Origin of the sequence: Marinobacter sp. DS40M6 (assembly GCF_028581595.1) — a bacterium.
GTDB lineage: Bacteria > Pseudomonadota > Gammaproteobacteria > Pseudomonadales > Oleiphilaceae > Marinobacter > Marinobacter salarius.
Genome location: NZ_JAFCAE010000003.1, coordinates 41563 through 55545 on the forward strand (window position 1 = coordinate 41563; position 13983 = coordinate 55545).

At 58.9% G+C, this 13983-nt stretch carries 13 protein-coding genes; 7 read left to right on the plus strand and 6 right to left on the minus strand.

The features are described 5' to 3' along the window. Positions 1-54: 54 nt before the first annotated feature. From JJO78_RS07825 to JJO78_RS07855, 7 genes are read left to right on the plus strand one after another with little or no spacing between them, the layout of a single operon-like run. Entirely contained in the window at positions 55-924 is an 870-nt protein-coding gene (locus JJO78_RS07825) for a branched-chain amino acid ABC transporter permease (RefSeq protein ID WP_041334926.1), read from the plus strand. After that, positions 921-1868 (plus strand): branched-chain amino acid ABC transporter permease, encoded by a 948-nt coding sequence (locus JJO78_RS07830; protein WP_127401180.1) that lies wholly within the window; start codon positions 921-923, stop codon positions 1866-1868. Before JJO78_RS07825 ends, JJO78_RS07830 begins: the two co-directional genes overlap by 4 nt. Beyond that, positions 1865-2647, plus strand: a complete 783-nt coding sequence (locus tag JJO78_RS07835; RefSeq protein ID WP_151982100.1) for an ABC transporter ATP-binding protein — start codon at positions 1865-1867, stop codon at positions 2645-2647. The genes JJO78_RS07830 and JJO78_RS07835 overlap by 4 nt, the downstream gene beginning before the upstream one ends. Further along, positions 2644-3348, plus strand: a complete 705-nt coding sequence (locus JJO78_RS07840) for an ABC transporter ATP-binding protein (RefSeq protein WP_075194805.1) — start codon at positions 2644-2646, stop codon at positions 3346-3348. Before JJO78_RS07835 ends, JJO78_RS07840 begins: the two co-directional genes overlap by 4 nt. Positions 3349-3393: 45 nt before the next feature. Next, positions 3394-4086, plus strand: coding sequence for a TetR/AcrR family transcriptional regulator (locus JJO78_RS07845; RefSeq protein ID WP_228209635.1), 693 nt, complete (start codon positions 3394-3396; stop codon positions 4084-4086). Between the two features lie 27 nt (positions 4087-4113). Further along, the gene (locus tag JJO78_RS07850) at positions 4114-5577 is read left to right on the plus strand and encodes an NAD-dependent succinate-semialdehyde dehydrogenase (protein ID WP_273623646.1); all 1464 of its coding nucleotides are present in this window, start codon (positions 4114-4116) and stop codon (positions 5575-5577) included. A 23-nt stretch (positions 5578-5600) separates the two neighbouring features. Beyond that, positions 5601-6824 carry a CaiB/BaiF CoA transferase family protein gene (locus JJO78_RS07855; protein WP_273623283.1) on the plus strand — a complete coding sequence of 408 codons (1224 nt, stop codon included), beginning with the start codon at positions 5601-5603 and terminating at the stop codon, positions 6822-6824. A 12-nt stretch (positions 6825-6836) separates the two neighbouring features. On the opposite strand, the gene JJO78_RS07860 is transcribed toward JJO78_RS07855, so the two are convergent. The 6 genes from JJO78_RS07860 to JJO78_RS07885 all read right to left on the minus strand — a co-directional run bounded on the left by JJO78_RS07860 (position 6837) and on the right by JJO78_RS07885 (position 13975). Next, on the minus strand, positions 6837-7454 hold the full coding sequence (locus JJO78_RS07860) for an SCO family protein (RefSeq protein ID WP_443094026.1): 618 nt from the start codon (positions 7452-7454) through the stop codon (positions 6837-6839). Beyond that, positions 7451-8293: a cytochrome c oxidase assembly protein gene (locus JJO78_RS07865; RefSeq protein ID WP_273623284.1), complete on the minus strand. Its 843-nt coding sequence runs from the start codon at positions 8291-8293 to the stop codon at positions 7451-7453. Before JJO78_RS07865 ends, JJO78_RS07860 begins: the two co-directional genes overlap by 4 nt. 109 nt (positions 8294-8402) lie before the next feature. Continuing rightward, positions 8403-9965 carry an FGGY-family carbohydrate kinase gene (locus JJO78_RS07870; protein ID WP_273623285.1) on the minus strand — a complete coding sequence of 521 codons (1563 nt, stop codon included), beginning with the start codon at positions 9963-9965 and terminating at the stop codon, positions 8403-8405. Continuing rightward, the gene (locus JJO78_RS07875; protein WP_273623286.1) at positions 9962-11590 is read right to left on the minus strand and encodes a glycerol-3-phosphate dehydrogenase/oxidase; all 1629 of its coding nucleotides are present in this window, start codon (positions 11588-11590) and stop codon (positions 9962-9964) included. The genes JJO78_RS07870 and JJO78_RS07875 overlap by 4 nt, the downstream gene beginning before the upstream one ends. After that, complete coding sequence (locus JJO78_RS07880) at positions 11590-13185, minus strand: FAD-binding oxidoreductase (protein WP_273623287.1); 1596 nt, start codon at positions 13183-13185, stop codon at positions 11590-11592. The genes JJO78_RS07875 and JJO78_RS07880 overlap by 1 nt, the downstream gene beginning before the upstream one ends. Positions 13186-13312: 127 nt before the next feature. Beyond that, positions 13313-13975: a transglutaminase-like cysteine peptidase gene (locus tag JJO78_RS07885; RefSeq protein ID WP_036207099.1), complete on the minus strand. Its 663-nt coding sequence runs from the start codon at positions 13973-13975 to the stop codon at positions 13313-13315. Positions 13976-13983 lie beyond the last annotated feature (8 nt).

A 13983-nucleotide genomic window follows, 5' to 3' on the forward strand; every position in this document is an offset into this window, starting at 1 on the left:
CCCCCCCCCCCCCCCCCCCCCCACGAATCCGGCCCTAACGTAATGAGGTAATACATGTCTGGCATCGGAGCGGCGTTGCTGAATAGTCTCGATATAGGATTGCTGCTGTTCATTATCGCAGTGGGCCTCAATATCGTGTTCGGTGTGCTGAACATCATCAACTTTGCCCACGGGGCACTTTACATGCTGGGGGCCTATCTGGCCTTCACACTGATCAATATCGCGGGCATGCCTTTCTGGGCAGCCCTGATCCTGGCGCCCATTGGCGTCGCTATCCTGGCCGTCATCATCGACCGGTTGCTGTTGCGCTTTATCTATTCCCGTGACGTGGCAGACAGCCTGCTTCTGACTTTCGCTATCCTGCTGATCATCAACGAGAGTGTGAGGATGATCTGGGGCAGTGGTATCCATGTGGTCCAGCCGCCGGATCTGCTGTCAGGTTCGGTGCGGCTGTTGGGCAGTTCCGTTGCCACCTACAGCCTGTTCGTGATCGTCATCGGCCTACTATTGCTGGCTGGTCTCTGGTACCTATTCAACCGCACCCGCGTCGGCCGCATCATGCGAGCTGCGGCACTGGATCGCGATATGGCCGAGGCGCTGTGCATCAACACCCGGCTGGTGGTGACCGGCGTGTTTGCCTTTGGCGCCTGGCTGGCCGCTGTCGGTGGCGTCATGGCGGCACCCATGCGAGCACTGGACCCCGGCATGGGGGACAAGATCATTATCGAGTCGTTCATTGTGGTGGTGATCGGAGGGCTGGGCAGCTTTCCGGGCGCCTTGCTTGGAGCCATCATCCTGGGCCTGATTCATGGCTTCGGTGGCCGCTACCTGCCGGAAGTGAACCTGCTGTTGCCGTTCGTCGGCATGGCGCTGGTTCTGTTGTTCAAACCACACGGCATTATGGGCAAAGGGGCAAATGCATGAAAACCAAGGTTCTGATGGCCATTCTGGCTGTGGTGATTGCCGGGCTGATTGCGGTGCCCTGGATTGCTTCCTATTTCTATGTGTTTATTTTTACCGAAATCCTGATCCTGGGTCTGTTCGCGGCCAGCTTCAACCTGATTTTCGGTTATACCGGCATGCTGAGCTTCGGGCATGCGGCGTTCTTCGGTATTGGCGCTTACGCCACGGCCCTAGTGCTGATCCACCTGGAGTGGCCGTTCCTGGTCTGTCTGATGGTTTCCATGGGGGCCTCTGCACTACTGGCTTTGATGATCGGCTTCCTGAGCGTCCGCCTCAATGAGGTGTACTTTGCCATGCTGACCCTGGCTTTTGGCATGATGGTCTTTGCTATCGCCTACCAGTGGCGCTCGGTGACCAACGGCAGTGACGGCCTCGCCGGGTTTACCCTGGGCTCCTTCGGGCTGGGGCTTGACCTCACTCTGGCGAATCCCTCGGTCTATTACCATGTGGTGCTGGGTATTGTGGCCATTGCCGCGATAGTGCTTTATCTGATCTGCCGCAGTTCGTTTGGCATGATCCTCAAGGCAATCCGTCAGAATCCCGAGCGGGTATCCTTCGCCGGGCTGAACGTGCGGACGTATCGTCTTGTGGCTTTCGTTATCGCCGGAACCTTTGCGGGCCTGGCCGGTGGTCTGATCGCTCCATTCCTGCGTGTGGCGAGCCCCGAGCTTCTGCACTGGTCGATGTCCGCCGAACCCATACTGATGGCCATCCTGGGGGGTACCGGGTTTTTCCTGGGACCGTTCATCGGCTCTGCGGCGTTCGTATTGCTGGAAACCTGGATCACCACTTACACAGAGTCCTGGATGTTGGTTCTGGGTATCATCCTGGCGCTGATGGTCATCTTCTTCCGCAAGGGGCTGTTGGGCACCGCCATTGACTGGTGGATGGAGGTGAAGAAATGACTAACCCAGTCCTTACCATTGCTAACCTGACCAAGCGTTTTGGCGGCGTCACCGCGGTTTCCGATATCAACCTGGAGGTCATGCCCAAGGAAACCATCGCGATTATCGGCCCCAACGGTGCCGGCAAGACCACCTTCTACAACATGGTGTCCGGCCGGATGCAGCCGACGGAAGGCACGATCACGCTGGACGGCAAGGATATCACCGGCTTGCCTCCCCACAAGATCAGCCGGCTGGGCGTATCGCGATCGTTCCAGATCAATAATATTTTCCCGGAAATGACGGTGCAGGAGAACGTGGAAGTGGTGCTGTCGGCCTATCATGGCCACAGTCGCAAGCTGTTCAATATCGCGTCCCGCAATACCGCAATCCAGCACGAGGCGGTTGGGTTTCTGAAGCGTCTGGGCATCGACAGCCTGAAAGCACAGCGTGCAGAAGTGATCAGCTACGGCGACAAGCGATTGCTGGAGATCGCCATGGTGCTGGCAACGCAACCCAAGCTGGTACTGCTGGACGAGCCAACTGCCGGGATGACTCCGGATGAAACCCGGCGCACCACCCAACTGATCAAACAACTTGCCGGTAGCGGTGACTACACCTTCATGATCACCGAGCACGATATGGATGTGGTCTTCAATCTGGCGGATCGGATTCTGGTCATGCACCGTGGCGAGAAGCTTTTTGCCGGCACACCCGAGGAAGTCAAGAACCACCCGGAGGTGCGTGTTGCCTACCTGGGCGAAGAAGACGACGAAGCGGTCGAGGAGGCCAACCCATGATTCTTGATGTTCGCAACATTCAAACGTTCTACGGCGAGAGTCAGGCGCTCCAGGGTGTGACCCTTCAGCTCGAAGCCGGTGAGACGGTTTGCATCCTCGGCCGGAACGGGGCGGGAAAGAGCACCACCCTGAAAAGCATCATGGGGCTGACGCCTCCGAGATCCGGAGAGGTCGTCTATGAAGGCAAGCCAGTCCAGGGCTGGCCGGCACACCGCATCGCCCGCGCGGGCATCGGGTATGTACCGGAAGACCGCCGGATATTTCCCGGTCTGACGGTGCGGGATAACCTGGATGTAGCTTCCTATCAACGCAAGGGCAGTGCCGCGCGTTGGACGGTGGATGGCATCCTCAAGAAATACGAGATGCTGGGCGAACGGGCGGACCAGGACGGCGCGACCCTGTCCGGTGGCCAGCAACAGATGCTGGCGGTGGCAAGGTCCCTGATGATTCAGCCACGACTGTTGTTGCTGGATGAGCCCAACGAGGGGCTGGCCCCGGTTATCGTGCAGCAGATCGGTGAGCTGATTGACGATCTCAGCCAGACCACCACCATCCTGTTTACCGACCAAAGCGTGCGATTCGCACTCAAGCATGCTCAAAGAGCCTACATTCTGGAAAAGGGCCAGGTTGTGCACGAGGCGAGCAGTCAGGACCTGAAGGCGGACCAGGCCACCCAGGACCGATTCTTGTCCGTGGCATAGTGTGGCTTATAATCCCCGCCGCAGAGGCAAATGGACGTGGCAGTTATGATCGAAAATTACGAAGCATTCCGCGGTGAACTCCGCATGTCCAAGGAGGATGTGATCCGCGATGTGTACCGCCAGAACCAGGAACGCATCAGTATTAAAAAGGAGGCGACGGCGGTCAAGAATCTGACCCGAATCATCGACTCGACCCTGCGGCTGGCTAACTCCAAGGGGTTCCATGCGATGACCCTGAGGGACCTTTGCGGGGATTCCGGCATGAGCATGGGTGGGCTCTATGCGTATATCCGCAACAAGGATGACCTGATCCACCTGATCCAGAGCCACGGATTCATTATCACGCGTCGGACTCTGATCCATTACACGGAAGACGTCGAGGATGTCCGGGACAGAATGTTCTCTGCGATCAAGGCACACCTGTATCTGAGCGAGCTGATGCGGGCCTGGTTCTACTTTTCCTACATGGAAGCGAAGAGCCTGCCGGCCGAGGAAAAACGGGACGCTGTCGCCATTGAGCTGGAGATTGAGGAGATCTTTCTGCGGCTTATTGAGGATGGCATAGAGGCCAAGGTTTACCGCTCGAGAAATGCCCGCCTTGTTGCCTCCATGATCAAGGCCCTATTGCAGGACTGGTACCTGAAACGCCGGAAATACCGCGACCAGAATGTTGCGGTCGACGACTATGCTGCGTTTGTCAGGGATGTGATTGAAAGCTATCTGCTTGGAGAGCGTTGACTCTCTTCTGTGAGGAATGTGATGACTATCAGACTGACAAACCCGGCACTGTTGCGCGAAAGCGCCCATATCAACGGCGAATGGGTCCAGGCCCGTTCGGGTAATCGGCTCGCGATAACCAATCCAGCCAATGGAGAGCATCTTGCCTATGTGCCGGATATGGACGCCGAAGATACCCGGCAGGCCATTCGGGCGGCTGAGGCAGCGTGGCCGGAATGGCGCGCTCGTCCGGCCAAGGAGCGAGCGGGTGTTCTGCGTCGGTGGTTCGATCTGGTGATGCAACATCAGGAGGACCTGGCCTGTTTGATGACGGCTGAGCAGGGCAAGCCGTTGGCCGAGGCACGCGGTGAGGTTGCGTACGGCGCCAGCTTCATCGAGTGGTTTGCTGAGGAAGCCAAGCGGGCCTACGGTGACGTTGTTCCCGGCCACGGTCGTGACAAGAGGATTGTGGTCATCAAACAGCCGATCGGGGTAGTGGCGGCAATCACGCCCTGGAATTTTCCGGTGGCGATGATCACCCGTAAGGTCGCCCCGGCACTGGCTGCCGGTTGCCCGGTGGTGGTCAAACCGGCGGAAGACACGCCGTTGTGCGCGCTTGCGCTCACGGTGTTGGCCGAGGAGGCCGGAGTTCCACCGGGGATCCTCAACATCGTTACCTGCTCGAAAGACCGGGCGCCGCAGGTGGGTGAGGAACTGACCACCAGCCCTGTGGTTCGCAAGGTGTCGTTTACGGGGTCCACGCCCGTGGGCAAACTCCTGATGCGCCAGGCCAGTGGCACGGTCAAGAAAGTGAGCCTGGAATTGGGCGGCAATGCACCGTTTATCGTGTTTGACGACGCCGATCTCGATGCCGCGGTAACCGGATTAATGGCCTCCAAATACCGTAATACCGGGCAGACATGTGTATGCGCGAACCGCATTTATGTGCAATCTGGCGTGTATGATGAATTTGTTGAGAAGCTTAAGGCTGCGGTTGGCAAGTTGGTCGTCGGGGCAGGCCTGGAAGGCGAAACGCATCAAGGTCCGCTGATCAACCAGGCTGCGCTGGACAAAGTCCGGCGGCACATCGCTGATGCGACAGAACGGGGCGCAAAAGTGGTGATGGGAGGCCAGGCGCACGCTCTTGGTGGCACCTTCTTCGAGCCCACCATCCTCACGGACGTCACCCAGGACATGCTGGTGGCCAGTGAGGAGACCTTTGGCCCGGTGGCACCGCTGTTCCGGTTTGAGACCGAGGAGCAGGCCATCGCCATGGCCAACGATTCGGAATTTGGTCTGGCGGCATACTTCTACAGTAATGACATCCGGCGCATCTGGCACGTGGCGGAGGCCCTGGAAACCGGCATGATCGGCATCAACGATGGCATCATTTCAACCGAGGCCGCTCCCTTCGGCGGGGTCAAGGAGAGTGGCCTGGGTCGTGAAGGGTCACGGCATGGCCTGGACGAGTTCATGGAACTCAAATATCTATGCCTCGGTGGTATGCGCTGAGTCCCGTGTTCAAGGAGAATTAAATGTCTGGTGCCCTATCTCACTTGCGTGTCCTGGATCTTTCCAGGGTGCTGGCCGGCCCTTGGGCGGGCCAACTCCTGGGCGATCTGGGTGCGGAGGTTATCAAGATTGAGCGCCCCAAATCCGGGGACGACACTCGCTCCTGGGGGCCGCCTTATCTTCAGGGGGCCGATGGCAACGCAGATCTCTCTGCCTACTTCCTGACTGCCAATCGAAACAAGCAGTCCCTTGCGGTCGATATCGCCCATCCCGAAGGGCAGGAACTGATCCGAAAGCTGGTCGCAGAGTCGGATGTCATCCTTGAAAACTTCAAGGTCGGGGGACTCAAACGCTATGGCCTGGATTACGACAGCCTGAAACGTATCAACCCCAAACTCATCTACTGCTCGATCACCGGATTTGGCCAGGATGGCCCTTACGCGAACCGGCCCGGATATGATTTCCTGATTCAGGCCATGGGTGGGCTTATGAGTATCACCGGGCAACCGGACGGCGAGCCCGGCGCCGGGCCGATGAAGGTCGGCGTGGCACTGACGGACATCATGACCGGGCTGTATGCCACCATTGGTGTGCTCGCTGCGCTCAGTCACCGTGACCGTACGGGAGAGGGGCAGTATGTGGAGGCGGCGCTGCTGGATGTGCAGGTAGCCTGTCTGGCGAATCAGGCCATGAATTACCTGACCACGGGCCAGGCGCCAGGGCGGATGGGTAATGCCCATCCCAATATTGTCCCATACCAGGATTTCCCTACCGCAGACGGCAACATGGTGCTAACGGTCGGTAACGATGAGCAGTTCACCCGGTTGTGCGATGTTCTTGAGCATCCGGAGTGGGCAAGCGATGAGCGTTTTGCGACAAATCGGGCTCGCGTAGCGAATCGAAAGGAATTGATTCCCAGGCTGCGGCAGGCCACGGTGATGCGGTCAACACAGGAATGGGTACAAATTCTGGAGCGTTCAGGGGTGCCCTGCGGGCCGGTTAACACCCTGGATCAGGTATTTGAAGACCCACAGGTTCTTGCGCGGGGAATGAAACAGTCTGTTCAGCATCCATCGCTGGGCGATGTCCCGACGGTTGGCAATCCGATCAGGCTGAAGCTGACGCCGGTAAGTTACAGGACGGCGCCTCCGCTGTTGGGGGAACAGTCTAAACAAGTCCTTGAGAAGATTGCCGGCCTTTCTCCCGGCGAAATAGAGGGCCTCAGGGAACGCGGCATAGTCTCGTGATCTGGTGTTGCGTTAGCTTTCCTCAGCCAATGCCACCAGATCCGTACGGATATCCTCCACGCTAAGCTCTGGGCGGATCAGCAGGCGGGCCTTGCCTTCGCGATCGAACACATATACCGCGCCGCTGTGCGAGACGTTGTAGTTGCCTTCCGCATCTGGCTCGTCGTAACCAAAGGTGGTGCGGTAACGCTTACTGAGCTCCCTGAGCGCCGGTTCCTCGCCGGTCAGGCCGATGGCCCGGTCGCTGAAAAAGCTTACGTAGCTGTCGATGCGTTCTGGGGTGTCCCGTTGTGGGTCCACGCTGACAAAGACAATCTGCGTGTTTGCTCGCATTTCCGCGGGCAAATCCTTCACCGCTCTGGACAGTTTCTGGAGTGTGGCGGGGCAGATATCAGGGCAGGATGTGAAGCCGAAGAACAGCAGCCGGATATTGCCGTCGGTTTGCTTGGCCGTCACCGTGTCGCCGGAGGTGCCGGTAAGTTCGAAAGCCAGTTCCGGCATCAGGCCGCTGATGTCCTTGCTGTTCCAGTTTTCATTGTCGCCAAAACACCCACCGAGCATCACCAGGGACGCCAAAAGTGCCATGGCAGAGATCGCTTTATGACTGCAGGGTAGGAACCGGTTTTTCATGAATGGCTGGCCTTCAGCTTTTCGTTATAGGGCGACACCTTGCCATCTTCACGCATGGCACGTCGAAGGATAATCAGAATGCCGAGGATGCTCATCATGGCCGGGGGAATCCAGGTCAGCAATCCGCCCAGCAACTGGTCCGTTTCTGGCGGCATTGGCCAGGCTCGACCGCAGACTTCGTACACGTCGTACACCATGCCCCTTGAGAACACGATGGTGGCGCCCAGAATCATCTGGGGGATGGCAACCAGGGCCAGAAGAAGGATGCGTTTGCCGTAGCCCAGCGCATCGCTGATGACGGGTGAACGTGGATCAAAGATCAACCACCAGAACAGCATGCCGTCCAGCAGCATGCTCCAGTTCATGATCCAGTACAGATCACGGCTGAGCATGGCGTCGAAGTGGATTGGCGGCCACAGCCAAAAGTAGATCAGCCCCACAAACAGGAATGAGGCAATCGCCGGGTGCTGGAGAAAACGGTAAATCCACCCCAGCGGTATTAGCGCTCGCCGTACGCCGGGATTGATCAGTCTGTAGAGGAAACGCATCACCGGAAGGGGGTTGGACAGGGCAATCAGGATCGGCCCCAGGTGGTGCAGTATCAGATGCTGGCCCCGGTGAACGAAGAACATGTACTGGGAGTAGTAATCGAAACGGGTTTGCATCACGCCGTAGCAAAGCATAACGCCCACCACAAACACCAGTATCCGGCCGCTTCCGGGTCGGTCGTCAGCAGGCATCCTGACCAGGCCGTACCCGTAGAACGCCAGAACGAGCACGAAACTCAATATGGTGAGCGGCGAGAAGTCATAGGGTACGAGGTAGTCTAAGGCCGACATCGGGCTTGCCTTTGTGCTCTGGGGGTGGAACCGGGTGATTGTTGTTGTGACTGATCCAGAGTTTTACCGGAGTGACGGCTAAATTCAAGAGATTGTTCGGTTTCTCGCGCTAATTGGGATACCCGGTAATATCGCGGATTTTTCGGTACAGCGGCTGAAGCTGAGGGTACATCTTCAGGTACACCTCACGATACAGGCGCTCGTAGAGTTTCTGGGTGTCGGCCTGCGGATGGAAGACATCACCCACTCGGGTCATCGCGTTCACCGCCGTCTCGAAATCCGGATGAAGCCCCAGGCCAACGGCGGCGTCGATGGCTGCGCCAAGACCGGACGTTTCGTAGGTATGAGGCCGTTCTGCGGGCAGTCCGAAAACATCGGCGGTCAGTTGCATGGCAGCATCGCTCTGAGAACCGCCCCCGGCGACTCTCAGCCTACGGATAGGGACGCCGCTGCGTTTCTCGATCCGCTCCTTGCCTTCGCGCAGGGCGTAGGCCAAGCCTTCCAGTATGGCTCGGTAGATGTGGGAGCGGGTGTGGACGTCGCCAAACCCGATAATGGAGCCCTTGGCTTCCGGCCCCGGCTGGCGAACCCCGGGTGACCAGTAGGGTTGCAGCATCAACCCCATCGAACCGGCGGGAACGGCCCGAACCAGTTCATCGAACAGGACTTCTGGCTCCACGCCTTTCTGCTCCGCCAGTTTCTGTTCCCGCAGACCGAATTCGCGCTTGAACCAGCTCACCATCCAGAAGCCCCGGTAGATCATCACCTCGGTGGAAAAATGACCGGGCATGGCGGAGGGATAGGGCGGCATCATGCGCACCGGTTCCAGGTAACGCTTGCTGGTGGTGTTGATGGTAGCGGTAGTGCCGTAGCTCATGCAGCCGACATCTGGTGTCAGGCCACCGGAGCCGAGTATTTCGCAGGCCTTGTCCGATGCTGCAGCAATCACCGGGAGTGGCCCCGGCAGGCCAAGGTGCCGGGCCGCGTCTTCTGTGAGGTCGCCGATCTTTTCGCCGGGCTTGACCAGTTCCGGCAACATCTCACGGCGAACGGGCATGGTGAGCCACTTGAAATCACGTGGGCCGGCCCACTGGTGCCGTTTGTAGTCGAACGGGATATACCCCACCTGGCTGCCCACGGAGTCTCTGAACTGGCCTGTCAGGCGGTAGTTCAGGTAGCCCGACAGCAGCAGGTAATGCCGGGTGGCCGCCCAGATCTCGGGTTGGTTCTGGGCAATCCAGTTGGCCTGGGTTTTTTCTCGGAAGCGGTCAACGGTGGATTCCAGACGAAGCAGTTTGAACAACCAGCCCCATAAACCGGGCACAGGCCCTTCAACACGGGCGTGACGTTGGTCGAGCCAGATGATGGCTGGCCGGAGTGGCTTGCCATGTTCGTCCAGATTTACAACGGTGCCACGCTGGGTGGTCAGCGTTACCCCGGCCACTTGAGTCGGCAAGGCATCGGTGTTTTTCCAGAGCAATTGGCACGCCTTACCGAGGTTTTCCCAAAAATACTCCGGATGTTGTTCCGCCCAGCCCGGCTGCTCGGAGAAGTAGGGTTCAATCTCCTGTTTGCCCTTGCCAACGAGATTGCCCTGAGTGTCGAACAGCAGGGCCCGCACGCTCTGGGTGCCGTTGTCGATAGCCAGGATGAGCGGTTCGGTCGTGTTCATCCAGTGGCCTCTTGTTTGGCCGGAAATGTGGCCGGAAGCGAGTAGCAAGATCGCCAGAGCTCCAGATAACGTGCCTCTTCCCGTTCCCAGGTGGTGTCGTCCCAGGCCAGGATGGGCTTGCACAGGCGACGTATGTCCGGGAGCAGGTCTTCACCGCCGTTTGGAAGCACCAACCCGAGCCGGGTACGGCGCAACATCAGGTCATCCAGGTGGATCACGCCGGTATTGGCGGCCGCCCAGGCCAACTCCGCCCACAGGGTGTCGGTGCCGGCAACGGTTTTATGAGTGCCGGCAAGGAGGACCTCTGGCAGAGCAGGGCCGTAGAAGCCCTGTAAACGATGCCAGTTCTGATGGCTGATGGCGTCAGGACGTTCGAGGTCGGGGAGCGAAGCAAATACCGGCAGCGCATCGTTTCTGAGACGAAAACCCGGCATTTGCCCCCGTTCGAGTACTTCCCGGGCAATCAACCGGAAGGTGGTTAACTTGCCACCGGCGACACTGATCAGACCATTGTCGGACCAGACCACATGCTCCCGATTTTCCTTTGAGGGTTTTCGCGTTCCCTTTGATTGATTAAGCGCGGGTGATTGGGTGACGACAGGGCGCACTCCCGCCCAGGTTGCGATCACGTCGCGCTCGGTGATGGCACTGGCGGGAAACAGCCTTGAGGAGATCTGCAGCAGGTAGTCGAGCTCCTCCCGATTGATGGCCGGCTCACGGGACAGCGACTCCGTGTGGTCGAGATCCGTGGTCCCCAGCACCGTCGTGCCTTGCCATGGAAAGGCGAATACCGGCCGATGGTCCTCCGGATGAAACAGCGACACCGAACAGGACACCGGAAGCCGCGAATAGGGAACAACCAGGTGGCTTCCCCTCAGGGGGCGTATTCGGGTGTCACTACTATCGGTCTGCTTCAACTGGCCCGCCCAGGCACCCGTGGCGTTAATAACCAGTGGGGTGTTGACGGTCATTTCCAGCGTTTGGGCTTCTGTGCTGGTGTCCAGAAGGTGAACGCCTGTGACGGCGTTGGTTTCACTGTTGCGGAGAACTGCCTGCGCCTTCATGTAATTCAGGCAGACAGCACCGTCGGCCTCGGCTTCTTCGAGTACGCGTTGCACCAGACGCGCATCGTCGGTAACGGCATCGGTGAAGCCGCTGGCACCAGTCAGGTGGTTGGTGGACAGGCCCGGCACCCACTGCGATGTGTCTGCCGGGCTGAGTCGCTGCCTGGATGGCTGTCCTGAAAGTCGGTCGTACAGACGCAGCAGCAGCTGGAACAGCTTGGGACCGGGGAACTGTTTCTGGTAGTGAGGCATTATGAAGCGCAGGGGATCGATTAGCCCAGGCGCTTCTGCCAGCAGGCGCTCACGTTCCCGCACCGCGTCCCGTGTCAGGCGAAAGTGCCCGCTGCCGAGGTAGCGCAGGCCACCGTGGATCATCTTCGAAGAACGGCTGGAGGTCCCCCAGGAGAAGTCTCGTTGCTCTACCAGTAAGGTGCTCAAGCCGCTGCCGGCGGCTTCGCGAGCGATGCCCGCTCCGGTGATGCCCCCGCCGATCACCACCACATCGAAGGTGGCGTCGCCACGGGCCAGCTGGTCAAGCTTTTGTTCGCGCGTTAGTGGCATTACTTCTGAACCAGTGTTTGTGGGTTCATCAAGCCGGCCGGATCGAATGTCTGGCAAAGAGATCCGATGGCCAGCATGCCCAGCTCGCCTTTTTCGACCGGCAGGAAGGGCGCGTGATCCTTGCCAACGCCATGCTGATGGCTAATGGTGCCCCGGTTGTTAACGATAATCTCAGAGGTGCTGGTTTTCAGGGTTTTCCAGCGGGCCAGGGTTTCCTCGTAACTGTCGGCCACCCGGAACACATAGGTGGTGTAGAGGCTGCAGCCCTGGGTATATAAATGCGAAAGATGAGTGAAAACGTGAACCAGCTCTTTCTTTTCATTCAGCTGGTTACGGAGGTTTTCTTCAATCTGGTTTAAGAGTTTGTCGACGTTGTCCCAGTCGGTGGCGGTTTCCAGGGTGTCGACGGCATACCCGAGTTTCCAGAGGGCTTCTCGCAGGTAGGGCATGGTGAAGCGTTTGGCGGCCCATTTCTCGCCCAGTTTTTTACCGGTGTAGATCCCACCAAACTCGCGGCAGAGTTCCCGGGTTTCCGTGAGGGCGTTCCGGCATTGGCGTTTGCTGCCTGTGAGGCCAAACGTCATCATGCATTTGCCGTCTTTGGCGCCCCGCAGGCCCAGATAGGACTCCAGCAGGCCAATCATCCCGGGGTGACCCGCCAGGGCGAGCTGGGTCTCGGTTTCGGTGGCGTTGCTCAGGCGCAGCATCGAGAGCTGGGTGCGGTTCTGCACCAGCTTGCGACACGCTGTTCGTGCCTTGTCCCACGAAGGGAAGAACATGACATGAAAACTTTCATGGGCCGGCAAGGGCGTGACACGCACTTTCACTTCAGTGATCAGGCCGATTCTACCCTCGGAGCCCAGGATCATCTCGCGGATGTCCGGGCCGGCACTGGAGGCGGGAATCGTGGGGATGTCCAGCGTGCCTTTCAGGGTTTCGATGCGGCCCCCGGCAAACAGCTGCTCGATACGACCATAGCGGAGTGATTGCTGCCCGCTGGACCGGCTGGCGACCCAACCGCCAATGGTGGACAGTTCGAAAGACTGCGGAAAGTGCCCCAGGGTATAACCCAGAGCCCGTAACTGTGACTCCACCAACGGTCCCGGGGTGCCAGCCCCAAAGGTGGCGATCTGGCTTTCCCTGTCCAGGTCTATCAGGCGATTCATCCGCCCCATATCAACGGTCAGCACTGGCTGGTCACCGTCCACGGGGTTGATGTGGCCTGCCACGCTGGTGCCGCCGCCATAGGGGATGAGGGCAACATCGTTCTCTTCGGCATACTGAAGCAGAGCCTGGACATCCAGGGACGACTCCGGATAGGCAACACCATCGGGAAATACGCCAAAGTCGCCGCTGCGCATGGCGAGCCAGTCGGCGAGGCTTTGCCCGCGGGCGTGACGCACCCGGTCTTCGGCCGCGTCGATACAGGCCGGGTTTGGCGGCAGCTTACTGTCTGGCACCTGGGCACAAACCTGATCCAGAGATACATCCGCCAGTGGAACGGCACTCCCTACGCGCTCGTCCAGAAACCGCTGCCCCTCTTTGGGTAATTCAAGATTGAACTGGTCATCTCCCCAGCCGTTCCAGCGTCGCATGTTGGCCGTTCCTCGTTGGTAAATGTGTGTACGTCTGATTACTCGTGGGGCAGATTGTACCGCCGGGTACTGTTAACGCAGTGTCGCCTGGCGACAAGTCTTGTGTCTTATGCCGACAGCGGCGAGTCTAGCGAAGGCTGTCCACCATGCGATCATTCAGGCTTTGCCAGTGCTCCAGTTTTCTTGCTTCCCCGATTCGTTCGGAGTCACCACTGGAACGGTTCAGCCACAGACCGTCACCGTTAAAACTGTAGACCGGTTCCAGGTCCTGCCTCTGGGACGCGGGTTTGATCTCGTTGATAAGGTTGTCGAGGATCAATGGATCAGCGTCGGGCTCTGGATACCACGCCAATACCATGTGTGCCTGGTTCAGCTCCAGCGCCTTGACGTAGACAATGCGTAGTTGCTCGTCGGGAACGCCCATGGATTTAAGGGTGAGGTATTTTGCGATGGAGAAGTCCTCGCAATCTCCGCCATTGGTGGTCAGCAGTTCAACAGGCGTCGCCCAGTAGTCTTCCTCGCCCCAGTGGGCAATGTCGCTGACAAACCGGACCCGGTTAAAGAAGGAATTCACGAGCCGGAGCTGGCGGTCGATCGCTGCCCGGGAAGCCATATCGTGAAGGTTTTGCCAGGTTTCCAGCCGGTCGTGGGCCTCCTGGCCGAATTCCGAACGCACGTAGGTCATGAGTCGTTCGCTGAGTTCGAAGGCGGCCACCGTTAACGTGATGACCATGAGTAGCATGGAAAGCAGGGAGCCGCTGCGGCGAGGATTCGATGCGGCCGTCTCCATGGCTGTCC

Coding starts and splice junctions, on each gene's coding strand:
- JJO78_RS07825 (WP_041334926.1), top strand. CDS start 55: ATGTCTGGCATCGGAGCGGCGTTGCTGAATAGTCTCGATATAGGATTG.
- JJO78_RS07830 (WP_127401180.1), top strand. CDS start 921: ATGAAAACCAAGGTTCTGATGGCCATTCTGGCTGTGGTGATTGCCGGG.
- JJO78_RS07835 (WP_151982100.1), top strand. CDS start 1,865: ATGACTAACCCAGTCCTTACCATTGCTAACCTGACCAAGCGTTTTGGC.
- JJO78_RS07840 (WP_075194805.1), top strand. CDS start 2,644: ATGATTCTTGATGTTCGCAACATTCAAACGTTCTACGGCGAGAGTCAG.
- JJO78_RS07845 (WP_228209635.1), top strand. CDS start 3,394: ATGATCGAAAATTACGAAGCATTCCGCGGTGAACTCCGCATGTCCAAG.
- JJO78_RS07855 (WP_273623283.1), top strand. CDS start 5,601: ATGTCTGGTGCCCTATCTCACTTGCGTGTCCTGGATCTTTCCAGGGTG.
- JJO78_RS07860 (WP_443094026.1), bottom strand. CDS start 7,454: ATGAAAAACCGGTTCCTACCCTGCAGTCATAAAGCGATCTCTGCCATG.
- JJO78_RS07865 (WP_273623284.1), bottom strand. CDS start 8,293: ATGTCGGCCTTAGACTACCTCGTACCCTATGACTTCTCGCCGCTCACC.
- JJO78_RS07870 (WP_273623285.1), bottom strand. CDS start 9,965: ATGAACACGACCGAACCGCTCATCCTGGCTATCGACAACGGCACCCAG.
- JJO78_RS07875 (WP_273623286.1), bottom strand. CDS start 11,590: ATGCCACTAACGCGCGAACAAAAGCTTGACCAGCTGGCCCGTGGCGAC.
- JJO78_RS07880 (WP_273623287.1), bottom strand. CDS start 13,185: ATGCGACGCTGGAACGGCTGGGGAGATGACCAGTTCAATCTTGAATTA.
- JJO78_RS07885 (WP_036207099.1), bottom strand. CDS start 13,975: ATGGAGACGGCCGCATCGAATCCTCGCCGCAGCGGCTCCCTGCTTTCC.